24 protein-coding genes are annotated in these 23,485 nt (G+C 64.7%); 17 read left to right on the top strand and 7 right to left on the bottom strand.

Annotated features, from left to right (window positions below):
* Nucleotides 1-35 precede the first annotated feature (35 nt).
* Nucleotides 36-785 (top strand): pyrimidine 5'-nucleotidase, encoded by a 750-nt coding sequence (locus JJB74_RS17675; protein WP_200593908.1) that lies wholly within the window; start codon nucleotides 36-38, stop codon nucleotides 783-785.
* Nucleotides 786-939: 154 nt separating this feature from the next.
* Here JJB74_RS17675 and JJB74_RS17670 read toward each other — a convergent pair whose 3' ends face one another.
* The 4 genes from JJB74_RS17670 to gpmA all read right to left on the bottom strand — a co-directional run bounded on the left by JJB74_RS17670 (nucleotide 940) and on the right by gpmA (nucleotide 5,423).
* Nucleotides 940-1,704, bottom strand: a complete 765-nt coding sequence (locus JJB74_RS17670) for a HesA/MoeB/ThiF family protein (protein ID WP_200593906.1) — start codon at nucleotides 1,702-1,704, stop codon at nucleotides 940-942.
* 76 nt (nucleotides 1,705-1,780) lie between these two features.
* Nucleotides 1,781-3,235 (bottom strand): S41 family peptidase, encoded by a 1,455-nt coding sequence (locus JJB74_RS17665; RefSeq protein WP_200593905.1) that lies wholly within the window; start codon nucleotides 3,233-3,235, stop codon nucleotides 1,781-1,783.
* 3 nt (nucleotides 3,236-3,238) lie between these two features.
* A complete protein-coding gene (locus JJB74_RS17660; protein ID WP_200594038.1) occupies nucleotides 3,239-4,600 on the bottom strand; it encodes a murein hydrolase activator EnvC family protein in 1,362 nt (453 codons plus the stop codon).
* A gap of 76 nt (nucleotides 4,601-4,676) precedes the next feature.
* Nucleotides 4,677-5,423 carry a 2,3-diphosphoglycerate-dependent phosphoglycerate mutase gene (gene gpmA / locus JJB74_RS17655; protein WP_200593903.1) on the bottom strand — a complete coding sequence of 249 codons (747 nt, stop codon included), beginning with the start codon at nucleotides 5,421-5,423 and terminating at the stop codon, nucleotides 4,677-4,679.
* Between the two features lie 112 nt (nucleotides 5,424-5,535).
* Between gpmA and JJB74_RS17650 the strand changes: the two genes are divergently transcribed.
* The 16 genes from JJB74_RS17650 to JJB74_RS17575 all read left to right on the top strand — a co-directional run bounded on the left by JJB74_RS17650 (nucleotide 5,536) and on the right by JJB74_RS17575 (nucleotide 19,294).
* On the top strand, nucleotides 5,536-5,937 hold the full coding sequence (locus JJB74_RS17650) for a rhodanese-like domain-containing protein (RefSeq protein WP_200593901.1): 402 nt from the start codon (nucleotides 5,536-5,538) through the stop codon (nucleotides 5,935-5,937).
* 16 nt (nucleotides 5,938-5,953) lie between these two features.
* Nucleotides 5,954-6,217, top strand: coding sequence for a glutaredoxin 3 (gene grxC / locus JJB74_RS17645; RefSeq protein ID WP_200593899.1), 264 nt, complete (start codon nucleotides 5,954-5,956; stop codon nucleotides 6,215-6,217).
* A 106-nt stretch (nucleotides 6,218-6,323) separates the two neighbouring features.
* Complete coding sequence (gene secB / locus JJB74_RS17640; protein ID WP_200593897.1) at nucleotides 6,324-6,827, top strand: protein-export chaperone SecB; 504 nt, start codon at nucleotides 6,324-6,326, stop codon at nucleotides 6,825-6,827.
* Nucleotides 6,828-6,832: 5 nt separating this feature from the next.
* Complete coding sequence (locus JJB74_RS17635; RefSeq protein WP_200594036.1) at nucleotides 6,833-7,285, top strand: SH3 domain-containing protein; 453 nt, start codon at nucleotides 6,833-6,835, stop codon at nucleotides 7,283-7,285.
* 16 nt (nucleotides 7,286-7,301) lie between these two features.
* On the top strand, nucleotides 7,302-8,300 hold the full coding sequence (locus JJB74_RS17630) for an NAD(P)H-dependent glycerol-3-phosphate dehydrogenase (RefSeq protein WP_200594034.1): 999 nt from the start codon (nucleotides 7,302-7,304) through the stop codon (nucleotides 8,298-8,300).
* A 267-nt stretch (nucleotides 8,301-8,567) separates the two neighbouring features.
* Complete coding sequence (gene gspG, locus JJB74_RS17625) at nucleotides 8,568-9,020, top strand: type II secretion system major pseudopilin GspG (RefSeq protein ID WP_325170135.1); 453 nt, start codon at nucleotides 8,568-8,570, stop codon at nucleotides 9,018-9,020.
* Nucleotides 9,021-9,037: 17 nt separating this feature from the next.
* Nucleotides 9,038-9,502 carry a GspH/FimT family pseudopilin gene (locus JJB74_RS17620; protein ID WP_200593895.1) on the top strand — a complete coding sequence of 155 codons (465 nt, stop codon included), beginning with the start codon at nucleotides 9,038-9,040 and terminating at the stop codon, nucleotides 9,500-9,502.
* A 1-nt stretch (nucleotide 9,503) separates the two neighbouring features.
* Entirely contained in the window at nucleotides 9,504-9,890 is a 387-nt protein-coding gene (gene gspI, locus JJB74_RS17615) for a type II secretion system minor pseudopilin GspI (protein WP_200593893.1), read from the top strand.
* On the top strand, nucleotides 9,880-10,944 hold the full coding sequence (gene gspK / locus JJB74_RS17610; protein WP_200593891.1) for a type II secretion system minor pseudopilin GspK: 1,065 nt from the start codon (nucleotides 9,880-9,882) through the stop codon (nucleotides 10,942-10,944). Before gspI ends, gspK begins: the two co-directional genes overlap by 11 nt.
* Before the next feature lie 10 nt (nucleotides 10,945-10,954).
* Nucleotides 10,955-12,217, top strand: a complete 1,263-nt coding sequence (gene gspL, locus JJB74_RS17605) for a type II secretion system protein GspL (RefSeq protein ID WP_200593889.1) — start codon at nucleotides 10,955-10,957, stop codon at nucleotides 12,215-12,217.
* Complete coding sequence (gspM, locus tag JJB74_RS17600) at nucleotides 12,214-12,726, top strand: type II secretion system protein GspM (protein WP_200593887.1); 513 nt, start codon at nucleotides 12,214-12,216, stop codon at nucleotides 12,724-12,726. Before gspL ends, gspM begins: the two co-directional genes overlap by 4 nt.
* 42 nt (nucleotides 12,727-12,768) lie before the next feature.
* Complete coding sequence (gene gspN, locus JJB74_RS17595; RefSeq protein ID WP_234484257.1) at nucleotides 12,769-13,542, top strand: type II secretion system protein N; 774 nt, start codon at nucleotides 12,769-12,771, stop codon at nucleotides 13,540-13,542.
* Nucleotides 13,539-15,893 carry a type II secretion system secretin GspD gene (gene gspD, locus JJB74_RS17590; protein ID WP_200593885.1) on the top strand — a complete coding sequence of 785 codons (2,355 nt, stop codon included), beginning with the start codon at nucleotides 13,539-13,541 and terminating at the stop codon, nucleotides 15,891-15,893. Before gspN ends, gspD begins: the two co-directional genes overlap by 4 nt.
* 24 nt (nucleotides 15,894-15,917) lie before the next feature.
* Nucleotides 15,918-17,342 carry a type II secretion system ATPase GspE gene (gspE, locus tag JJB74_RS17585; RefSeq protein ID WP_200593883.1) on the top strand — a complete coding sequence of 475 codons (1,425 nt, stop codon included), beginning with the start codon at nucleotides 15,918-15,920 and terminating at the stop codon, nucleotides 17,340-17,342.
* 19 nt (nucleotides 17,343-17,361) lie between these two features.
* Nucleotides 17,362-18,582, top strand: coding sequence for a type II secretion system inner membrane protein GspF (gene gspF, locus JJB74_RS17580; protein ID WP_200593881.1), 1,221 nt, complete (start codon nucleotides 17,362-17,364; stop codon nucleotides 18,580-18,582).
* A gap of 19 nt (nucleotides 18,583-18,601) precedes the next feature.
* Entirely contained in the window at nucleotides 18,602-19,294 is a 693-nt protein-coding gene (locus JJB74_RS17575; RefSeq protein WP_200593879.1) for a type II secretion system protein N, read from the top strand.
* A 635-nt stretch (nucleotides 19,295-19,929) separates the two neighbouring features.
* Here JJB74_RS17575 and hslU read toward each other — a convergent pair.
* The 3 genes from hslU to JJB74_RS33945 form a co-directional block, all read right to left on the bottom strand.
* On the bottom strand, nucleotides 19,930-21,264 hold the full coding sequence (hslU, locus tag JJB74_RS17570; protein ID WP_200593877.1) for an ATP-dependent protease ATPase subunit HslU: 1,335 nt from the start codon (nucleotides 21,262-21,264) through the stop codon (nucleotides 19,930-19,932).
* A gap of 46 nt (nucleotides 21,265-21,310) precedes the next feature.
* Nucleotides 21,311-21,847 carry an ATP-dependent protease subunit HslV gene (gene hslV / locus JJB74_RS17565; protein ID WP_200593875.1) on the bottom strand — a complete coding sequence of 179 codons (537 nt, stop codon included), beginning with the start codon at nucleotides 21,845-21,847 and terminating at the stop codon, nucleotides 21,311-21,313.
* 170 nt (nucleotides 21,848-22,017) lie between these two features.
* A complete protein-coding gene (locus JJB74_RS33945) occupies nucleotides 22,018-23,292 on the bottom strand; it encodes an STAS domain-containing protein (RefSeq protein WP_200593873.1) in 1,275 nt (424 codons plus the stop codon).
* Between the last annotated feature and the right edge of the window lie 193 nt (nucleotides 23,293-23,485).

Below are 23,485 nucleotides of genomic sequence, written 5' to 3'. Positions count from 1 at the left end.
GCCGCACGCGCCGAACCGGCGCCGCGGCTTCTTCCATGTCTTCCCGTTCTTCTCCCGTCTGGCTGTTCGACCTCGACAACACGCTGCATAACGCGTCGCACGCGATCTTCCCGGCCATCACCGCCAACATGAATGGCTATATCGCGCAGGTGCTGGCAGCGTCCGGCGCACCCGCGGATGCCGAGGCGGTGAATGCGGCGCGCCTGGGGTACTGGCGGCGCTATGGCGCGACGCTGCTGGGCATGATCCATCACCATGGCGTGCGCGCCGAAGACTTCCTGCGCGAGGCGCACCGCTTCGACGATCTCACACAGATGATCCGCGCCGAGCGCGGCCTGCAGCGCCTGCTCGAGCGGCTGCCGGGGCGCAAGATCCTGTTGACCAATGCGCCGCGCGGCTATTCCTCGCAGGTGCTGCGCCATCTCGGCCTGCACCGGCATTTCGCCGCGCATGTGCCGATCGAGCAGATGCGGGTGCATGGCCGGCTGCGGCCCAAGCCTTCGCGCGCGCTGCTGAAGAAACTGCTGGCCAGGGAAGGAATACGCGCGTCGCGCTGCGTGCTGGTCGAGGACACGGTCCATCATCTGAAAGGCGCGAAGACGCTGGGCATGCGCACGGTGTGGATCACGCAGTACCTGCAGCGCCAGGCGGCGCGCGCGCAGCATTCGATGCCGCATGCGCAGCAGCGCTTTTCGCTGCGGCCGGGGTATGTCGATGTGAAGCTGAAGTCGGTGCTGGGCTTGCCGCGGCGGATGGCGAAGTTGCGGACCGGCGACCGTTCGTAGGTTGGGCTGCAAGCCCAACATCAGCGCCTGCGGACCGCTAGCACGTTGGGCTTGGCAGCCCAACCTACGAGCTGGCTACGAGCTGGCAAGCCCAACGAAAGCCTGATCGCGTGCGGGCTCCTGTTGGGCTTCCTGCGTCAGCCCAACCTACGTCTTACGCGATTCCTGCATGCCGCCCGCCACACACCGGGCACTCCGGATTGCGCGCAATGCGTATCGCCGTCCATTCCATCGCCATGCCATCGAGCAGCAGCAGCCTGCCTGCCAGCGGTTCGCCTATGCCGCACAGGATCTTCAGCGCTTCGGCCGCCTGCATCGTGCCGATGATGCCGACCAGCGGCGCGAACACGCCCATGGTCGAGCACTGCACTTCCTCGAATTCCTGGTCCGGCGGGAACAGGCAGGCATAGCAGGGCGCATCGGGGCGATTCACGTCGAACACCGAGATCTGCCCGTCGAAACGGATCGCCGCGCCGGACACCAGCGGCACGCCAGCCGCCACGCAGGCCGCGTTCACTGCGTGCCGGGTGCCGAAGTTGTCGCTGCAGTCCAGCACCACGTCGGCGCGCGCCACCAGTTCCCGCAGCCGCTCGCCTTCGGCGCGTTCCACCAGCGCGTCGACCACGACATCGGGGTTGATCGCCTGCAGCGTCGTGCGCCCGGACTCGGCCTTGGGCACGCCTACACGATCGCTGGTGTGCAGGATCTGGCGCTGCAGGTTGGTGAGGTCGACGCTGTCGTTGTCCACCAGCGTGATGCGGCCGAGCCCGGCGCTGGCGAGATAGAAGGCCGCCGGCGAACCGAGGCCGCCGGCGCCGATCACCAGCGCATGCGAAGCCAGCAGGCGCGACTGGCCTTCGATGCCGATCTGGTCGAGCAGGATATGACGGGAATAGCGCAGCAGCTGTTGATCATTCATGGCGAATTCGCGACTCGGAAAAAAAGGCCGCATCGCTGCGGCCTCGTTGATTGACTGTTCTTGTCAAGGCGCCGGTTTATTTCTCGCCTTTCGTCGGCTCCGGATCGTTGATGCTCGGCTCCTTCTTGTTCTCGACCACGCGGGTCTTGGACACCTGCACCGGCAAGCCCTTCAGGAAATTGACCGCCTGGGCGAGCTGGAAATCATCCTTGCTGCCGAATTCCAGCGGCTTGCGTTTCTTGTCCAGCGCGGCCAGGCGCTGCTCTTCCTCGAGCTCGTTGACCTTGTTGGTGACTTCCGCTTCCTTGGACTTGTCGTTGGTCAGGTGCTTGGGCAGGTCCGCTTCGCGCAGGCGCAGCGCATCCAGGCCGTCGCCGTCCGGATATTCATTGACCATCACGTCCGGCACCACGCCCAGGCCCTGGATCGAGCGGCCGTTCGGGGTGTAGTAGCGCGCGGTGGTCAGCTTCACCGCGGTGTCCGGAGAGAGCTGGCGTATGGTCTGCACTGAGCCCTTACCGAATGTCTGGGTGCCCATGATGGTGGCGCGCTTGTAGTCCTGCAGCGCGCCGGCGACGATTTCCGAAGCCGAAGCCGAGCCGGAATTGACCAGCACCACCATCTTGACGTTCTTCACCGCGTCCGGCAGCTTCGACAGCGGATCGCCGAAGGAGCGCGAGCCGTAGAACTCGCGGCGCGCATAGAAAGTGGCCTTGGAATCGGGCAGCTGGCCGTTGGTGGACACCACCGGCACATCCTTGGGCAAGAAGGCGGCCGAGACGCCGATCGCGCCGGGCAGCACGCCGCCGGGGTCGTTGCGCAGATCGAGCACCAGGCCCTTGATGTTCGGGTCCTGCGCATACAGGCCGGCGATTTTCTTGGCCATGTCTTCGACCGTGGGCTCCTGGAACTGCGACACCCGCACCCAGGCCAGGCCGGGCTCGACCATCTTGGCCTTCACGCTCTGCACCCGGATTTCCTGGCGCATGATGGTGATGAACAGCGGCTTGTCCTCGTCCTTGCGCGACACCGTCAGCGTGATCTTGGTGTTCGGCTCGCCGCGCATGCGCTTGACGGCTTCGTCCAGCGTCATGCCCTTGACCGGCGTAGTGTCGAGGCGGGTGATCAAATCGCCGGCCTTCAGGCCGGCCTTGTACGCCGGGGAATCCTCGATCGGCGAGATCACCTTCACATAGCCGTCTTCCATGCCGACCTCGATGCCCAGGCCGACGAACTTGCCCTGCGTGCCTTCGCGCAATTCCTTGAAGGCTTTCTTGTCGAGATAGGCGGAATGGGGGTCGAGCGAAGCGACCATGCCGGAAATGGCTTCGGTGAGGAGCTTCCTGTCGTCAACAGGTTCGACGTAGTCGGATTTAATTAAGCCGAAGACATCGGTCATCTGCCTTAATTCATCCAGCGGCAGCGACGAGGAGGCGTTTTTCTGCGCGAGGGCGTCGATCTGCATCGACCCAACCACACCCGCAACCATGCCCAAACCGATAAGACCGAAATTCTTGAGTTTGCTGCTCATTTGTCACCTGGAGTTCATCCAACCGAGAGGATCGAAGGCGCGGCCTTGATGCCGGAGCTCGAAGTATAAACCTGATTGTTCGTTACCGCCGCTGTTGCCGGCGCTGGCAATCGTTTCGCCAGCCTTGACCGGGTCGCCGGCGCGTTTCAGCAGCGCCTGGTTATTGCCGTAGATGCTCATGTACTGGTTGCCGTGGTCGACGATGATCAGATTGCCGAAGCCGCGCAGCCATTCGGAAAACACCACCTTTCCGCCTGCCACCGCGTGCACCGGCGCGCCTTCCGACGTCTTGATGAACAAGCCCTTCCAGGCCGGACCGTTGCCGCGATTGGTGCCGAAGCGCGCGGCCAGCTCGCCCTCGACCGGCAGATGCATCTGCCCGCGCAGGGCCGGGAAGGATGCCGGATAGACGTTGCTGGCCATGCTTGGCGGCGCGGGCTCGTTTTTGGCGACGGACGTGTTCGGATTTTCATCGTCATCGATGCGGTCCGCCGGATTGACTTTCGGCGTTGCACCCTTGGCCGGCGGCGATTTCTCCGCCTTCTCGCGCGCGAGTTGCCGTTCCTTGAGCCGCTGCTGGCGCAGCTTCTCGGCGCGCGCGCGTTCCTCGGCGGCCAATTGCTGGCGGCGCTTTTCGGCGGCGATCTCGGCGCGGCGCTGTTCCTCGATCATCTTCGCCAGCCGGTCGACCAGTCCGCCGAGGCGCTGTTCATTGCGTTCGAGATTGCCAGCCTGCTTGCGCTGGCTCGACAGCCTTGACGACAGCTGCGCCACCAGACCGGCGCGCCGAGACTTTTCCTTCTCCAGCAGGGTTTTCTGGTCGCGCTGCTCCTGCGCGATCTGGTCCAGGTCTTCCTTGGCTTCCTGCGTCTCGGCCTTGTTCTTTTCGATCGCGGCCAGGTCGGTGCGCAGCGATTCGATCAGTTTCGCCTGCGCCTGCGACACATAGCCGAGATACTGCAGATCGCGGTTGATGCGGTTCGGATCGTCGCCGGACAAGAGCAGCTTGATGCGGTCCTCGTTGCCGGCCACGTACTGCCCGCGCAGCATCTTCGACAGCCGCGCCTTCTGCAGATCGACTTCCTTCGACAGTTGCGCGAGTTCCTTCTGCAGCCGGGCGATGCGGGCGGCGGTTTCCTTCTGTTCGCGACCCAGGTCGTACAGCGCGCGGTTGGCGTCCGAGATCGCTTCCTCGGATTCGGCCAGCGCATCGGCGGCGTCTTCCTTGGCATTTTCGGTCGCATCGATTTCGCGCTTCAGCTCGCCAAGCTTGGCGTGCAGCGCCGCGCGCTCGGCTTCGGCCTGCTGCTTCTGACGGGTGCGTTCGGAGATTTTCGCGGCGCAGGCCCCGCTCGTGCCCAGCATCAGTGCCAGGGCCAGCGCGGCGCCGCGCCGCCAATGGACAGCGGTCACGGGATGGATATGACGACGGTTGAAAGAATTACTTCGACTTGCCCTGGCTGGCGACCGCATTCATCGCCGCGGCGATGGCGTCCGCATCGCCCAGGTAATAGCTCTTGATCGGCTTCAGGTTCGCATCGAGCTCGTACACCAGCGGCTGGCCGTTCGGCACGTTCAGGCCGACGATGTCCTTGTCGCTGATGCCGTCGAGCATCTTGATCAGCGCGCGCAGGCTGTTGCCGTGCGCGGAAACGATGATCTGGCGGCCCGCGCGGATCGCCGGCGCGATTTCCTCGTCCCAGGCCGGCATGACGCGCGCGACCGTGTCCTTCAGGCATTCGGTCAGCGGTATCTGCGCGCGGTCGAGCTTCGCATAGCGCGGATCGTTGTAGGACGCGCGCGAGTCATTGGCATCAAGCGGATTCGGCGGCGTGTCGTAGCTGCGGCGCCAGACCAGCACCTGCTCATCGCCGTATTGCGCCGCGGTCTCTGCCTTGTTCAGGCCCTGCAGCGCGCCGTAGTGGCGCTCGTTCAGGCGCCAGTCGTGCTTCACCGGGATCCACATCAGGTCCATTTCATCGAGCGTGATCCACAGCGTGCGGATCGCGCGCTTCAACACCGAGGTGTAGGCCAGGTCGAAGTTGAAGCCGGCGTCCTTGAGCAGCTTGCCGGCATGGCGCGCTTCGGCCGCGCCCTTTTCGGTGAGGTCGACATCGGTCCAGCCGGTGAAGCGGTTTTCCAGGTTCCACGTGGATTCGCCGTGGCGCATCAATACGATTTTGTACATGGGGATATGAAGATGGAGGATGGGTGGAATTGGGTCGTAACTGCGAGCGGATTGAATTGTAATCGCTCTTGTCCTCTATAATCGCGGGTTTTCGGCAAACTCGAGGAAGCTCGTGCAATTCCTGATCCACAACTCTTGGCTGATCCTGCTGGCTCTCATTTCCGGCGGCATGCTGCTGATCCCGACGCTGCAGCGCGGCGGAGCCCGACTGACCATCCTGCAGGCTACCCAGCTGGTGAACCAGAACAAGGGCGTGTTCGTCGACGTGCGCTCCGCGCAAGACTACGCCGCCGGCCACATCCGCGATGCCCGCAACATCCCGCTGCCCGAGCTGAAGGCGCGCAGCAGCGAATTGGACAAGTTCAAATCGAAAACCGTAATCGTTGTATGCTCCTCCGGATCGCAGTCGGCCAGTGCCGTGGGCCAGTTGAAGAGCGCCGGCTTCGGCGAAGTCTACCGCCTCGAAGGTGGACTGGCCGCATGGCAGGCGCAGGGCCTGCCTACTGTCAAATGACGAAGGAAACGAGAGAATGAGCGCGCAAGTTCTGATGTACAGCACCGGCGTCTGCCCGTATTGCCTGATGGCCGAAAGGCTGTTGAAGTCCAAGGGCGTGGACAACATCGAAAAGATCCGCATCGACCTCGATCCGGCCAAGCGGGACGAGATGATGCAGAAAACCCAGCGCCGCACCGTGCCGCAGATCTATATCGGCGACACCCATGTCGGCGGTTTCGACGACCTGAGCAAGCTGGACCGCGAAGGCAAGCTCGACCCTCTGCTGCGCGGCGAATAAGCACCCGAACCAGCCCTGAAGCAGCACCGAATCCTCCGGAATCCGCCGCTTCGCAACGGGAAAGGCGCAAGCCTTTCCCATCCACCACTCCCACGAAAGACTAGCCATGGCCGACGAGAACCAGCAACCCGTATTCCAGATCCAGCGCATCTACCTGAAGGATGCTTCGCTGGAGCAGCCGAATTCCCCGCAGATCTTCCTCGAGCAGGAAGCGCCCGCGATGGAAGTCGCGGTCGATGTCGGCGCCGAAGCGCTGGCCGACGGCATTTTTGAGTCGACCGTCACCATCACCGTCACCGCCAAGGTCAAGGACAAGGTCGCCTTCCTGGTTGAGGGCAAGCAGGCCGGCATTTTCGAAGCCCGCAACATCCCGGCCGAACAGCTCGATCCGCTGCTCGGCATTGGCTGCCCGAACATCGTGTATCCGTACCTGCGCGCCAATATCGCCGACCTGATCACCCGTGCCGGCTTCCCGCCGGTGCACCTGTCGGAGATCAATTTCGAAGCCTTCTACCAGCAGCGCCTGCAGGCCCTGGCCGAGCAGCAGCAGAATGCGCAGCAGGGCGGCGCCGGCCTGATCATGCCGGACGGCTCGCGCGCCAGCCACTGATGGCAATGCGCATCGCAGCCTGGCTGCTACCTGTCACATGTGCAGCGCTCGCCGCCTTTGCCGGCGGCGCGCATGCGGCGGAATTCAAGTCGGTCGGGGCAGCGCCGGCGGTGATGTTCGATGCGCCGACCGAGCGCGGCCGCAAGATGTTCATCGCGCCGCGCGGCATGCCGGTGGAAGTCATTCTTTCCTATGGCGACTGGGTGAAGGTTCGTGACGTGGCTGGCGATCTGTCCTGGGTCGAAGCCCGGGCGCTGGATGCGCGGCGCGTGTTGATCGTCAATGTCGCCAGCGCCAAGGTGCAGGCGGCGCCGGATGCCGCCAGCCCGGTGGTATTTTCTGCCGACCGCGGCGTGCTGCTGGAGTTGGCCGAACCGATCGCTTCCAGCTGGATCCGGGTGCGTCATCGCGACGGCCAAAGCGGTTATGTCCGGGCTGCCGATGTCTGGGGCGACTGAGCCGGCCGGCGCGCGCATGCGCATTGCGGTGCTTGGCGCCGGCGCCTGGGGCACGGCGCTGGCGATCGCGCTGGCTGCGCGCAACGATGTGCTGCTCTGGGGGCGCGATGCGCAAGCAATGCGGCACATGGCCGAGCGGCACGTCAATGATGTCTATCTCCCGGGCTTCTCGTTTCCCGACAACTTGCGCTGCGGCGACGATCTCGCCGAGGCGATCGCGCATGTCGCTGGGCCTTCCTCGCTGCTGATCGTCGCAACCTCGGTCGCCGGCCTGCGGCCGATGGCGCGAGCCTTGCGCAATCATCCGATTCCCAATCTGGTCTGGCTGTGCAAGGGATTCGAGGAAACTTCACGGCTGCTGCCGCATCAGGTGGTGGCCGAGGAATTGGGCAATGCGGCGCCTGTCGGCGCGCTTTCGGGACCGTCGTTCGCACAGGAAGTGGCGCAGGGGCTGCCTTGCGCACTGACCATCGCCTCGACCGACGCGTCATTGCGCGCACTGGTCGTTTCCGCACTGCACGGCGGCAATATCCGCGTCTACTCGAGTGATGACATCGTCGGCGTCGAGGTCGGCGGCGCGGTGAAGAACATTCTTGCCATTGCCACCGGCGCGGCCGATGGCTTGGGCTTAGGGCTAAATGCGCGCGCCGCGCTGATCACGCGCGGACTGGCCGAAATCACCCGGCTCGGCACCGCGCTCGGCGGCTGCACCGAAACCTTCATGGGGCTGACCGGCATGGGCGACCTGATCCTGACCTGCACCGGCGATTTGTCGCGCAACCGGCGTGTCGGCCTGGGTCTGGCGCAGGGAAAATCGCTGCAGACCATCGTCTCCGAACTCGGTCATGTCGCCGAAGGCGTGCGCTGTGCGCAGGCGGTGCGGGAATTGGCAGGGCAGCATGGTGTCAGGATGCCGATCGCCAGTGCCGTGGCCGGCGTGCTGTTCGACGGCGACTCGCCGCGCGAGATGGTGGCCCGCCTGCTGGCGCGGGATCCGCAGCCCGAACAAGGTTGAACGCGCATACGCTTGATGTTTCACAAACGCTTGCCGGGATGATCACTGCAAGTTTGCATGTGCCTCGTCGCAGCCAGGGCTTCCGGACATGCGCACTGAGCTTTCCGCAAGAAAATGACTATCTGCATCGATTGCGGCACTTTTTTCGAATGTTTCTGTCAGAGAAGTTGATGCGATGCATCGCAACTCTTCGTTATATTTCTTTTCTTCCAACATTCGGCAAAACCGGTTAGCCTAGTGACCCGGTTTTCCCTCGATATTCCATCCATGCTCAACTCTTCTTTTCCCGTTATGCAGCGCAAACGGTCTCGCGGCTTTACCCTGATCGAAATCATGGTGGTGGTGGTCATCATGGGCATTCTCGCGGCCCTGGTGGTGCCCAAGCTGATGGGCCGCACCGATGATGCGCGCATCATGGCGGCCAAGCAGGACATCTCCACGATCATGCAGGCGCTGAAGCTGTACCGCCTCGACAATTCCCGTTATCCGACCACTGAGCAGGGGTTGCAGGCGCTGGTCGCCAAGCCGACCGGCGCGCCGGTGCCGAGCAACTGGAAAGAGGGCGGCTACATCGAGAAGCTGCCCAAGGATCCGTGGGGCAATCCGTACCAGTATCTGTCGCCGGGCATCCATGGCGAAGTTGATGTGTTTTCGCTGGGCGCTGACGGTCAGCCCGGCGGCACCGGCGTGGATGCCGACATCGGCTCCTGGGAACTCTGACAACGCGGAGCGCAACGATGCGCAGGCAAGGCGGCTTCACTCTGCTGGAATTGCTGGTGGTGCTGGTCATTGTCGGCATCACGCTGGGCATGGTGAGCTTCAACGCCATGCCTGATTCGAAGCAGATGCTGCAGCAGGAAGGGCAGCGTATCGCGCTGCTGCTGCAACTGGCGCGTGACGAAGCGATCGTGCGCGACCGGCCGGTGGCTTTCGAAGCCGATGCCGAGCATTACCGCTTCCTGGTGCGCGAGGAAAATTCCTGGCAGCCCTTGCCGCAGGACGAGATGCTGCGCCAGCGTGATTTCAAGCGCGGCCCGGTGGTGGTATCGATCTCGCCGCCATCGGCCGGCAGCAACACGCTGCCGCTGCGCGTGGTCTTCGGCCGCGAGCCGGTGCAGCAGCCCTTCGTACTGACGATGAGCCTGGCCAATGCCAGCGTGGCGATCCGCGCCGACGGCATCGGCCATTTCACGGTGGAATGACATGAAACGCCACTGCCGCCGCATCCGAAGCGCCGGCTTCACCCTGCTGGAAGTGCTGGTCGCGCTGGCCATCGTCGGCACTGCGCTCGGCGCATCGCTGCGCGCGGTCGGCAGCCTGACGCAGAACAGCACTGACCTGCGCCTGTCGATGATGGCGACCTGGTCGGCGGAAAACCGCCTCGCGCAGATCCGCATCGCCAAGGAATGGCCGCCCGTTGGCAACCGCAGCTTCGATTGTCCGCAGGACGGCATCGCCTTCGTCTGCCAGGAAAGCGTGTTTTCGACGCCGAATCCGGCGTTCCGCCGCGTCGAAGTCAGCGTGGTTCCGGCCGACAATCCGAACCGGCGCATCATCAAGCTCACGCAGGTCGTGCCCAATGGCATTTAAGCGAACACGCGAACGCGGCGTTGCCGTCGTCACCGCGCTGCTGCTGACCACGCTGGCGGTGTCCATCGTCGCCAGCCTGTTCTGGCAGCAGCAGGTGCAGGTGCGCGCGATCGAAAACCAGCGGCTGCAATTGCAGAAGGAATGGATACTGCGCGGCGCGCTCGACTGGGCGCGGCTGATTCTGCGCGAAGACGCGCGCTATTCGCAGGTCGACAGCCTGGATGAGCCATGGGCGGTGCCGCTGTCGGAAACCCGGCTGGACCAGTATGTCGAGAATGGCCGCGAGGCCGGCGAGGATTCGGATGCGACGCTGTCGGGCCAGATCGTCGATGCGCAGTCGATGCTCAACCTCAACGACATGATCGCCAACGGCACCATCGACAAGAAAGAAGTGGAAACTTTCGCCCGGCTGCTGACCCTGGTGCGCATCGATCCGCAACTGGCGCAGGTCACCGCGGAAACGCTGCTCGCCTCCTCCTCGCGCGCGCAGCTTGCGGCGCAGGCGGCCCTGAATGCCAACAGCAACAACAGCAATGCCGGATCGACAGCGACGACATCGGGCGGCACCACGGGAACGACCGGCACCACCAGCACCATTGGTACGACTGGCGCCACCGTGGTCGACGCCGGCTCGTCCGGGCAGATTCCGTTCACGCAGATCGAGGATTTGCTCGCCGTGCCGGGATTCAAGCCGGAAATGCTGGAGAAGCTTCGCAATCTGGTAATCTTCCTGCCGCGTACGACGGCGGTGAACATCAACACCGCGCCTGTCGAGGTGATCGCGGCGAAACTGGAAAACATTTCGCCGTCCGACGCCAATCTGATCGTGGCCGCGCGCAAAACCGCCGCCTTCCGCGATCTGGCCGATGCATCGAACCGCCTGCCCGGCATGCCGACCATCGGGTCGAGCAAGAACATCGGCACCAGGTCGGATTATTTCCTGGTCAATGGCCGGGTGCGGCTTGGCCGCGCTTCGCTGCAGATTCAGGCCCTGATCGAACGCGGACAGGGCGCCAGCCCGACGACGCGCCTGCTGTGGACAAGAGAAAACTAGAAGGAAGTCTTTGAGCACTCTGTACTTACGCCTGCCTTCCAGGGCAGCCTTTGACAGCACCGCGCAGTGGGAAGCGATGGGTTGCCCGTATGCCCTGGCAGACGGTCCGGGCGCGATCCGCCAGCAGGGCGTCGCCGCGCTCGCGCAGCTTTCCGCGCTCGCCGCGCGCGCCGGCCGGGTGGTGATGCTGGTGGCCGCGAGCGATGTGACCCTGTTGCGAGTCAACCTGCCGCCGATGTCCGCGGCGCGCCAGCGCGCGGCGCTGCCGAACCTGGTGGAAGAGGAACTCATCACCGATCCGGCCGAATGCGTTGTCGTCGGCGGCGCGCTGGCTGACGGCCTGCGCACTGTCGCGGTGACGCAGCGCGCCTGGCTCGAGCGCATGGCGAGAATCGTGCTCGGTTCCGGCCATGCGCGCATTGCCGCGGTGCCGGCGCAGATGTGCCTGCCCGCGCCGAACGATCATGTGCATGGCGCGGTGCTGGAACAGGATGCCGACATCGAAATCGCGCTGCGCACCGCACAGCAGGAAGGCGTTGGCCTGCCGCTGCTGCCGGATCAGTTCTCCACCGCGGCCAGGGAAGCGATCGAAGCCGCGCTGACCATGGCCGGTGACAAGCCGCTGCAGCTCGCGGTCCCGCAGGAACGCCTTGCCGCTTACCAGGCGGCGGTGGCCGAACTTGGCGCGGCCGAGCATGTGACGCTCACTACCGATGCCTGGGGACCCTGGGTCGCCGGCGCCATGACCGCCGGCATCGATCTGGCAACCGGCTTGGGTGCCGCGCTCGCGCCGAAGATGAACTGGCGACCGTGGCGCTGGCCGCTGGTGCTGGCGGCGCTGCTGCTGCTGGTGAACATCGTGCCGCTGAACATCGAATGGCTGCGCGCCAAGCGCGAATACGACACACTGCGCGCCTCGATGACGCAGATCTACCGCTCGGCATTCCCCAACGAAACCGTGGTCGTCGATCCGATCGCGCAGATGCGCCAGAAGATCGCCGCCGGCCGTCGCAATGCCGGGCAGGCCGGGCCCGAGGATTTCACTGCGCTGGCGGCTGCCTTCGGCGAAGCCTGGAGCGCTGCGGCAGGCGGCAATGCGCCGACCATCGCCGGTCTCGAATACCGCGACCGCGGCCTGACGATCAAGCTCAGGCCCGATGCTCAGGTACCGTTCGACAAGGTCAAGGCGGCGCTGTCCGGCCGCGCGCTCGAACTCACCGCAGCGCCGGAACAGCCCGGCGTGGTGGTCTGGCAATTGAGGAGCGCGAAATGAGCTGGAAGACATCGATGGCCGGCGCGCGCCAGCAGGCCGGGCAGTTCTGGTCCGAACGCAATCCGCGCGAACGCCAGATCCTCGCGCTCGGCGCGGCGGCACTCCTCGCGGTGCTCATCTACCTGCTGCTGATCGCGCCGGCGCAGAGCGGCCTTGCGCGCTATCGGCGCGGCCTGCCCGAGTTGCGCCAGCAGGTGGCGCAGCTGCAGAGCATGGCGCAGGAAGCCGCGTCACTGCCGAAGGGCGACGTGACGCCGCCGCCGCCGGTGTCGCGCGAGACGGTCGAAGCCTCGCTCGCGCGGCGCGGCGTCAAGGCGCAAAGCGTGACCGTCGTCGGCGACACCGCCCGGCTGCAATTGAAGGACGTGTCCTTCACTTCGCTGCTGGACTGGATCGCCGACGCGCGCGGCGCCTCGCAGATGAATGTCACCGAAGCCAACCTCACGGCAGCATCGCAGCCGGACATCGTCAGCGGCAGCCTTGCGTTGCGCCAGCAGCGAGGTCAGTGAGATGGAACATGCTATCGTCAATCGAACAAGCGGAGCCGCGGATTGCTGCGCGCGCTGAGCTGGGCGATCGCAGGCACGGCCGCGGCGCTGGCAACAGTGCTGGTTTGCCTGCCCGCGAGCTGGATGTCGCTGATCGTCGAACGACAGACCGGCGGTCGCTTCGCGCTCGGCGATGCGCAGGGTTCGCTGTGGAACGGCTCGGCCTTCTTCGGCGGCGCGCCGGGCGCGGACGCGGCGGTGACGCCGCTGTTGCCCGGTCGCTTCGCGTGGCGGATTTCGCCGCTGGTGCTCTTCGGTCGGGTGGATGCCGAATTATCGAACCGGCAAGCGCTATCGCAGCCGATGCGCATTACCGGCAGCTGGAGCGAATGGCAGCTTGGACCGTCGGCGATCTTGCTGCCAGCCGAGCGCCTGGCCGCACTGGGCGCGCCGCTCAATACGCTGCAGCCATCGGGAAGAATGACGCTTTCCTGGCAGCCGCTGAAGATCGCGCGCGAAGGCAGGCAGGTTGCGATGACCGGGGCAATGGCGCTGCAGCTGGACGATATCGCTTCGCGCCTGTCGCCGGTACGTCCGCTGGGCAGTTACCGGCTGACGATGGACTGGCGCGGGCAGGCGGCGCCGCTGACATTGACTACGCTTTCCGGCGCGCTCGAATTGAGTGGCGCCGGACGCATCGACCGCGGCCGGCTGCAGTTTTCCGGCCGTGCCGCAGCCGCCCCGGGCCAGGAAGCACGACTGGCGAACTTGTTGAACCTGTTGGGGCAGCGCCGCAGTGAAGGCGGCAAGGAATACATTTCTCTCGAATTCAAATGAAAAGACATCATCCCAAGACGGCGAAGCTTTCCCAGTCCTCCCGGCCTTTCTGGCGCCGCGCCGGCGCCGCCGCGCTGCTGGCCTGTACCCTAGCCGGCGCGGTCCCGGCCGGAGCCCAGGAGCCGACCAGTAACGAAGCCGTGCTGAACTTCGTGAATGCCGACATCGACTCGGTGATCAAGGCGATCGGCCACTACACCAACAGCACCTATTTGATCGATCCGCGCGTCAAGGGCACCATCACGCTGGTGACCGAAAAGCCGGTGACCAAGGCGCAGGCCTCGCAACTGCTGGCATCGGCGCTGCGGGTGCAGGGCTACGCGGTGGTCAACACCGGCACCTTCACCAAGGTCGTTCCGGAAGCCGATGCGAAGCTGCAGTCGGCGCCGGTGCAGAACCGGGCGATCCGCGGCGACCAGGTCGCCACGGAGATTTTCCGGCTCAACTACGAATCGGCGGTGAACCTGGTGCCGGTGCTGCGGCCGCTGATTTCGCCGAACAACACGGTCAACGCCGATCCCGGCACCAACAGCCTGGTCATCACCGACTACGCCGACAACCTGCGCCGGCTGGCGAAGATCATCGCTTCGCTGGATGTGCCGGCATCGAGTGACCTGGACTTCGTGCCGATCCGCCATGCCGTGGCCATCGATATCGCTACGATGGGAAACCGGCTACTCGACGGCGCCGCCACACCCGGCCAGCCCGGCGCCCAGGCGGGCGCGGCCGCTGCCGGCGCGACGACGCTGATGGCCGATCCGCGCACCAACTCCGTGATCATCCGCGCGCCGTCGCAGGCGCGCGCGACGCTGGCGCGCCAATTGATTGCCAAGCTCGACCAGCCAACCGCGTTGCCGGGCAATGTGCACGTGGTCTACCTGAAGAATGCCGAAGCGATCAAGCTGGCGCAGACGCTGCGCGCGGTCATCGCGTCCGACAGTGCCACCACCAGCCAGAGCGGCGGAGGATATTCGCCGACCAACCTGCAGACGCCATCCAACCCGGCCGGCAACCAGTCGAACAGCCAGACCGGCGGCGGCCTGACACAGACGCAAGGTCCGCTGTCTTCGCAGCAGAACCAGTCGCAGACCGGCCCGCTGCCCACCGGCGGTCCGGGCGGCTTCATCCAGGCCGATGCGGCGACCAATTCGCTGATCATTACCGCCAACGAAGCGGTGTACCGCAACCTGCGCTCCGTGATCGATCAGCTCGATGCGCGCCGCGCACAGGTCTATGTGGAATCGCTGATCGTCGAAATCACCGCCAAGCGCGCCGCCGAGTTTGGCATCCAGTGGGCCGGACTTTCCGGCGACGGCAGCAGCACTTACCGCGTTGGCAGCATCACGGGCTTCAGCTCCGGCGGCAACAACCTGATCTCGCAGCTGGCGCAGCGCGCTTCCGGCGCTTCCGCCGCAGTGCAGCCTCCCGGCAACGGCATCAATTTCGGCCTGTTCCGGCAGATCAACGGCCAGCTCACGCTGGGCGCGATCGCCCGGGCGCTGGAAACCGACTCGGATGCTAACATCCTGTCCACGCCGAACCTGATCACGCTGGACAACGAAGAAGCGCGCATTATCGTCGGCCAGAACGTGCCTTTCGTCACCGGTCAGTACACCACACAGGCCTCGGGCGGCGCGGCCGGCGTGAACCCGTTCCAGACGGTGGAGCGCAAGGATATCGGCCTGATGCTGCGGGTGCGTCCGCAGGTGTCCGAGGGCGGTCTGGTGAAGATGGCGATCTACCAGGAAACCTCGGCCATTCAGGACCAAACCAATCCGGCCGGCATCATCACCACCAAGCGCTCGATCGACACGAATGTGCTGGTCGATGACGGCGAAATCATCGTGCTCGGCGGCCTGATCGACGACCGCGGCAACAATGCGGTGGAAAAGGTGCCAGGCCTGGGCGACATACCGGTGATCGGCAACCTGTTCAAATACCAGAACCGTGACCGCACCAAGACCAACCTGATGGTGTTCCTGCGGCCGATCGTCGTGCGTACAGGCGAGCAGAGCTCGAATCTCACGGCGGATCGCTACGATTACATCCGCGGCCGCCAGATCGCCGCCCAGCCGGATCGGTCGATGGTATTGCCGAGCATCGGCACGCCGGTGATGCCGGCGCTGCAGAATGGCCGGCCGATGAGCGGTGATACGCTGAGCCGTCCGCCGGCGCCGGTGGCGCCGCGCAGCAATAATGGCGTACAGCCGGGAAATAGCCCATCCAACATGCCGCTGAACGGCGCACCGCAGGCCACCACTCCGGCCGCTGGCATGCCGCCCGGCACTCCTGCTGCGCCGACAACCGGCGCGCCGGAGCAACTCACCGCGCCGCCGCAAAACACGCGGTAGCGCGCATCCGCACAGAGGACCAACATGGAAAACCGACTTCTTCCTTACGCTTTCGCCCGCGACCATGCCGTGCTCGCGCAGCGCGGCGCCGCGCCCGATGCGGGCGTGGAGGTGTGGGTGTCGGAAGCGACCGCGCCGCGCGCGATCGCCGAAGTCAGCCGGCGTTTCGGCCGGGTGAAACTGAAACGCATGGAGCGCGAGGCGCTGGACGCTGCGATCGCCCGTGCCTACGCCGGCTCCGGCAACGACGCTGCCCAGGTCATCGACGAATACGAGTCCGACCTCGACCTGGCCAAGATGATGCAGGACATGCCGGCGGTCGAAGACCTGCTGGAATCAGCCGACGACGCGCCGGTGATCCGCATGATCAATGCGCTCCTGACGCAATCGCTGCGCGAAGGCGCTTCCGACATTCATATCGAACCTTTCGAGCAGGTGTCGGTGGTGCGCTTTCGCATCGACGGTGCGCTGCGCGACATCGTGCGGCCGAAGAAGGCGATCCACGCCTCGATGATTTCGCGCATCAAGATCATGGCCTCGCTCGATATCGCCGAGAAACGCCTGCCGCAGGACGGCCGCATCACGCTGCGCGTCGGCGGCAAGCCGGTCGACGTGCGCGTCTCCACGCTGCCCACCGGCCACGGCGAACGCGCGGTGCTGCGTTTGTTGGACAAGGAAGCTGGCCGCCTCGATCTGCAGCATCTCGGCATGAGCGAGAAAACGCTGACGCAGTTCGACCACCTGATCGCGCAACCGCACGGCATCGTGCTCGTCACCGGTCCGACCGGCTCGGGCAAAACCACCACGCTGTATGCGGCGCTGTCGCGGCTGAACGCGGCGTCCACCAACATCCTCACGGTGGAAGACCCGATCGAATATGAATTGCCAGGCGTTGGCCAGACCCAGGTCAATCCGCGCATCGAGATGACCTTCGCCAAGGCGCTGCGCGCGATCCTGCGCCAGGACCCGGACGTGATCATGATCGGCGAGATCCGCGACTTGGAAACCGCGCAGATCGCGGTGCAGGCATCGCTGACCGGCCACCTGGTGCTGGCCACCCTGCACACCAACGATTCCGCCGCCGCGGTCACGCGTCTGCTGGACATGGGCATCGAGCCCTTCCTGCTGTCGTCGTCGCTGTTGGGCGTGGTCGCGCAGCGCCTGGTGCGCAAGCTGTGCGAACACTGCCGCCGGCATGACGGCAAGATGTGGCACGCGGTCGGCTGCGACAAATGCGGCCATACCGGCTACCACGGTCGCGTCGGCGTCTACGAATTGCTGGAAACCACCGACGACATCCGCGCGCAGATCCACGACCAGGTCTCGGAAGCCGAAATTCGCGCCACCGCGCAAAAGCACGGCATGGCCACGATGCGCGAGGATGGCGAACGCTGGCTTGCCGACGGCACCACGACCCAGGCCGAACTGCTGCGCGTGACCAAGGATTGAGGAAGAGGAACTAAGCGCCATGCCCGCATTCCGCTATGAAGCCGTGGACGCCGGCGGCTCGACCCGCAAGGGCGTGCTCAATGCCGACAGCGCCCGCGCCGCGCGCGCCGATCTGCGCACCCAGGGCCTGGTGCCGGTGTTGGTGGACGCCATCGCCGCCGGCGTCGATGAGACCGGTGCGGCACGCAAGCGCAGCTTCGGCGACAAGCTGTCCACGGTCGAACTGTCGCTGTTCACCCGCCAGCTCGCCAGCCTGCTCGAAGCCAGTTTGCCGCTGGAACAGGCGTTCACCGCCTTGCTGGAACAGGCTGAGCGCACCTATGTGCGCGACCTGATCGCTTCGATTCGTTCGGAAATCATGGCCGGCTCGTCGCTGTCGGCCGCGCTGGCGCAGCATCCGCGCGACTTTGCCGATATTTATCGCGCGCTGGTGGCATCCGGCGAGCAGATCGGCCAGTTGTCGCGAGTGCTGTCGCGCTTGGCCGATTACATCGAGCGCCGCAATTCGCTGGTGCAGAAGGTCAGGCTGGCATTCACCTATCCGGCCATCGTCACCGTGGTCGCGTTCGCGATCGTGATTTTCCTGCTCACCTACGTGGTGCCGCAGATCGTCTCGGTGTTCGCCAACACCAAGCAGAAGCTGCCATTGCTGACGATCATCATGCTGGCGATCTCGGACTTCGTGCGCAATTACGGCTGGATCGTGGCGGCGGTGGTCGTCGTCGCGGCCTGGCTCTGGAACCGGGCGCTGAAGAATCCGGTTATCCGCATGCGCTGGCATCGCTGGCTGCTGAATGCGCCGATGTACGGCCGCTTCGAGCGCAGTTTGAATACCGCGCGCTTTGCCAGCACGCTGGCCATCACCACCGGCTCCGGCGTGCCGATTCTGCGCGCGCTGCAGACCAGCCGCGACACGCTGTCCAATGTCGCCATGCGCGCCCAGGTCGAGGAAGCCACCGCCAGCGTGCGCGAAGGCGCCGGCCTGGCGCGGGCGCTGTCGGCGCACAAGCATTTCCCGCCGATGCTGATCCACATGATCCGCGCCGGTGAAGTCACCGGCGAATTGCCGGCCATGCTCGACCGCGCCGCCAGCGCCCAGGAGCAGGACCTGGAACGACGCGCGCTGACGATTGCCGGCCTGCTCGAGCCGGCGCTGATCCTGGCCATGGGCGTGGTGGTGCTGCTGATCGTGCTGGCGGTGCTGATGCCGATTATCGAAATCAACCAGATGGTGCGCTGATGGCGCAAAAGGAAGCCGTATGAAACGCTGGCCGCTGCTGACCAGTTTTGTGCTGTTCATCGCGCTGTGTGCCAGCGCTGCTTACTGGGCGATGCAGTTGTACAAGCCGCCCGCGCGCCCGGTCGCCGCACCGCCGCCGGCCGCCGCGGCTGCGCCAGACCTGCGCGCCGCTGCGGCGCTGTTCGGCCGCACAAATCGTCAGGTCGTGGTGGCAAACAATTACAAGCTGCTGGGCGTAATCGCTTCCGGGCGCACTGGTGAAAGCGTGGCTATCCTGTCTGCCGACGGCAAGCCGGCGCAGGCGGTGCAGGCCAATCGCGAAATCCAGCCGGGCGTGACGGTGAAGGAAGTGCATCCGCGCTATGTGCTGCTGAATGAAGGCGGCGTGGAAAAGCGGGTGGAATTGCCGGAAGAAACCGTGAGGGTGTCCCAGCCCGGCAATGCACCGCCGCGCGCGGTGCCGCCGATGCCGTCGCAGACGCCAGTGCAGACGCCCACGCCCACCCCAGGCATGCCCGGGCCGCAAGGCGCACCGACTCCGGGGATGCCCGTGCCGCAGCCGGCGATGCCGGCGCCGCAACAGGAGATGATGCATCCGCAAATGCCGCCTTCAGCCGAAGGCGACCGTCCCACGCCGCAGATCGGCGCCCCGGCGACGAGTCAGCCGGCGCCGCCGAGTTTTGGTTCGGCGATGGGAGGAATGGGCGGTTGATGAGGCATGGTGACTTGAGCAGTAAGGCCCAACAGCCTATGGATGGCGGTCCTGCGAGCAGGTAGGGCTTTGGCAGCCCAACCTGGGCATTCTTGACGAAAAGGCATTAGAGCGACGAGCGGGCTTTCGCATTTCGAATGGTGAATCATGCAGCCGTCGATCCTGCCATACGCATGTTGCTCCCTCCTTCCGTTGCGCCATTGAACCTGTTCTTGCGAGGAAAGCGCTTCACTGGAACGTTACCTGGAATTTGAGTTATTCACTCCAGTAGCTCCGATGCGTTAGGAGCCCTTGTGATAACCATTCCGGAGGTAATGACTATGTACTGGGGCTAATGAATATGCTTCCATATTAAGCAACTCCTCGCGAGCTTCATCCTGCAACGATCCGCGAGCGTTGGGTTTGGCAACCCAACATACAAAAATCCTCGGCTCAGACCGAGGATTTTTTTGCGAGCAAACGCTGGAGCAATGGCGCTTGCTTCAGGGCGCCGTTTCGTGAGCCACTGCCGCTGTGCTTCGCAGACGCGGCAGCCGGCACGGCCGCCGGACTGCGCGGCGCCTTCTGCGAAGGTTCAGTCCGCATCGTCATCTTCTGCCGCTTGGCAAGCGCCTTGTTTGCCATCGCATCCTCGCTTACAGCACGTAGCGCGACAAATCCTCGTTGACCGCCAATTCGCCAAGACGCTCATCGACATACGCCGCATCGATGGACAGCACCTTGTCCTGGTTATTGCCAGCCGAGAACGAGATTTCCTCGAGCAGCTTTTCCATCACCGTGTACAGCCGGCGCGCGCCGATGTTTTCGGTCTTTTCATTGACCGAATAAGCGATCTCCGCCAGGCGGCGGATGCCATCGTCGCGGAATTCCAGCTGCAATTCCTCGGTGCCAAGCAGCGCTTCGTACTGGCGCGTCAGGCAGGCGTCGGTGCCGGTCAGGATGCGCTCGAAATCCTCGATGGACAGCGAATCCAGTTCGACGCGGATCGGAAAGCGTCCTTGCAGCTCCGGGATCAGGTCCGACGGCTTGGACAGATGGAACGCGCCCGAAGCGATGAACAGGATGTGGTCGGTCTTGACCATGCCGTACTTGGTGTTGACGGTCGTGCCTTCCACCAGCGGCAGCAGATCGCGCTGCACGCCGGCGCGCGACACATCGGCGCCGCCGACTTCCGAGCGCGACGCGATCTTGTCGATCTCATCCAGGAACACGATGCCGTTCTGCTCGACATTGGCAATCGCGCGCTGCTTCAGCTCATCCTCGTTGACCATCTTCGCCGCTTCTTCCTCGGTCAACAGCTTCAGCGCTTCGGCGATCTTCACCTTGCGCGACTTCTTGCGGTTCGCGCCCAGGCCGGAAAACATCGACTTGATCTGCTCGGTCATTTCCTCCATGCCCGGCGGCGCCATGATTTCCATCTGCGGCGGCGCATCGGCAACGTCGATCTCGATTTCCCGGTCGTTCAGCGAACCCTCGCGCAGGCGCTTGCGGAAAGTCTGGCGGGTGCTGTTGTTTTCGTCGCCCTGCTGACCGGAAGAATTGAAGCCGAAGTCGCGCGCCGGCGGCAGCAGGATGTCAAGAATGCGGTCTTCCGCGGCTTCCTCGGCGCGATGGCGCATCTTGCGCATTTCCATTTCCCGCGTCTGCTTCACGCCGATGTCGGCCAGGTCGCGGATGATGGTGTCGACGTCGCGGCCGACATAGCCGACCTCGGTGAACTTGGTCGCTTCCACCTTGAGGAACGGCGCATCGGCCAGCTTGGCCAGGCGGCGCGCGATCTCGGTCTTGCCCACGCCGGTCGGGCCGATCATCAGGATGTTCTTCGGCGTGATTTCATGGCGCAGCGGCTCGGCCACCTGCTGCCGGCGCCAGCGGTTGCGCAGCGCAATGGCCACCGCGCGCTTGGCGCGGCCCTGGCCGACGACGTGTTTGTCGAGTTCGGAGACGATCTCCGGTGGGGTCATATTCATTGGTTATCCCGAATGCTTGCGTTGGACGTGGAAGAGGCGGGCCGCCTCATTCCAGCGTCTCGATGATGTGCGACAGATTGGTATAGATGCAGAGTTCGCCGGCGATCGTCAGCGAACGCTTGACGATGTCTTCCGGGGCGAGATCGGTGTTCTCCTGCAGCGCCTTGGCCGCGGATTGCGCATACACGCCGCCGGAGCCGATCGCGCCGATGCCGTCGGTCGGCTCGAGCACGTCGCCGTTGCCGGTGATGATCAGTGTGGTCTCGCGATCGGCTACCAGCAGCATCGCCTCCAGCCGGCGCAGGATGCGGTCGGTGCGCCAGTCCTTGGCCAGTTCCACCGAGGAGCGCATCAGATTGCCCTGGTGCTTTTCCAGCTTGGCTTCGAAGCGCTCGAGCAGGGTGAAGGCGTCGGCGGTGCCGCCGGCGAAACCGGCCAGGACCTTGCCCTGATACAGCTTGCGCACCTTGCGCGCGGTGCCCTTGACCACCACGTTGCCCAGCGTTACCTGGCCGTCGCCGCCGAGCGCGACACGGTTGCCGCGCCGCACCGACAGAATCGTCGTGCCGTGAAATTGTTCCATGCTTGCCCCTGAAATGAATCGACCGGGCGGGCAGGGTGTCGGATGATCGCCGCGCGTGCCGAATTTGAGGTTCGCTCGCTGCGTGTTTCGACACTCTGCCTATGAGTCGGACTGCGCCCGGTCCGAATCTCGAGTATGGGGCCTGATGGCGGGATTACAAGCTTGGGGAATCAGGACTTGCGCGGCGAAATGCGGGCGATTTCGGTAATGCCGATCATCGCGAACAGCGCCAGTACCAGGCGGGAGACGCCGGTGAATTCGATGGCGGCGCCGGCGCGGGCCAGCGGCGACAGGCTCATCAGCAGTTGGCCGGCAGCGGTGAAATCGATGCGCACCAGCCGCGAACAATCGAGCACCAGCGGATCGTGCAGCGCCGCATGCCGGGTGATGTCGGCGAGCAGGATTTCGTTACGGCCCTCGATGACCGGTGGCAGCAGGAAGGCATCGCCTGCCGGCTGTGCCTCGGTCGCCAATCGCGTTGCCGCGGTCTTCGGCGGCACGAACGGCGGCGGCGATACTTCGAAAGTGATGCAGTAATCGATGCTGGTGTCTTCGAATTCCTGCTGCCGGTTCTGCAGCCGCAGCAATTCCATCAGCAAGAGCCAGGGCGCCTCGGTTTCGTCGCGCCGGCCGACTTCGAGTATGGCGCGGATGCGCGCGGCCAGTTCCTCGGTGCCGGACAGCGCGAGCTCATGCTCATGCAGGCGCTTCAGGCTGCGCAGCAACAGGCCGCAGCCGACAGGGGCCACGCCGGTGATGCGGGCGAAATCGAGTCGCAGACTCGTATTCTGTTCGGCAAGCTTTTGCAGCCGCTCGAGGGATTTGATGATGCTGCTGTCGAGCATGCCGGACAAGGCGACCGATGGCGTGGCGCTACGCGCCGGCGGCGCGGCGGTCTCGGTTTCACGCCAGGAAGGCGGCGAGGTTTCGAAGCGGGTGGCGTAATCGATGGACAGGCGGTCGAAGTCGTCCTGGCGCCCGGTGGCCTGATACAGGTCGAGCAGCATCAGCCAGGCTTCGCGGTCATTTTCGGGATCGGCGTCAATGGCGATGCGCAGCATCTGCTCGGCAAGCTCGTATTGTTCGTCGGCGAACAGGATCGCCGCTTCCTGCAGCGCGGGCGCGGCCTCGGTGAGACCGAGTTCGGCCGGCACTGCCTTGCCTTCCACGCCGAGCAGCACGTCGGTGGAGGGCGCCAGTTCGGCTTCGCCTGCGCCAGTCTCGCCCGGCGCGATGGTGTTAGCCCCGGTCAGCGTGCGCGACGGCACGAATTCCGAAGACATTTCGGATTCGATCGCATCGATCTTTTTCTCGGTATCAAAGGAACGCTCGCCGCGCGCGCGGCGCTGGACCGAGCCGCTGCCGCGGTTCTGCGTACGCGCGTCGCTCGGGTCCGGCGGTGCCGGCGGATTGCCCTTTTTGCCGAAAAGTCCGAAGAGTGCCACGTTGATGATCCGGATTGCGTTATGGGGAGGTTGCGTTCTGCGTCTTGGCGGCGGGATGCATGAAGAGCGTGAAGAATATCACGCGGCAATGCATGTGCCTGACCGCGACTTGTAAAGATTTCTTGCAGGAATGTAACGCGCTCCATGAACGGAGCCGCCAAGGCTGCGCATCTGGGAGATGCGGATGCGCCGC

Source organism: Noviherbaspirillum pedocola, assembly GCF_016632335.1.
GTDB classification, from domain to species: domain Bacteria; phylum Pseudomonadota; class Gammaproteobacteria; order Burkholderiales; family Burkholderiaceae_D; genus Noviherbaspirillum_A; species Noviherbaspirillum_A pedocola.
Note: the sequence above shows the minus strand (reverse complement) of the source record. Positions and strands in the feature narration are given on the sequence as shown.